We start from the raw sequence: 245 nt of genomic DNA on the forward strand, positions 1-245 counted from the left end.
GGAAATAGGGAAAAATCAACTGAAGATGTAGATGTTCCAGATAAATTTAGTTTTATGAGAGATAGTACTATTACTACAGCTATTGTTATGGTAATAATCTATTTGATAGTTTTTCTTTCAGCAGACTCAAATTTAGTTCTAGAACTTTCCAATGGTGACAATATTTTAATGTTTGCTATTGTAGAAGGATTGAAGTTTACAGCCGGATTCGTCATTGTCCTTCAAGGGGTTCGTATGATGTTAGC

General features: G+C 32.7%; 1 protein-coding gene. It reads left to right on the forward strand.

Going from position 1 to position 245, the window contains the following annotated elements; all coding sequences use genetic code 11:
- On the forward strand, nt 1–245 hold a 245-nt coding region (locus tag QP415_RS12605), incomplete at both ends, for a PTS transporter subunit IIC (protein WP_285100298.1).

The organism is Pauljensenia sp. UMB3104 (assembly GCF_030217285.1).
Classification (GTDB): Bacteria; Actinomycetota; Actinomycetes; order Actinomycetales; family Actinomycetaceae; genus Pauljensenia.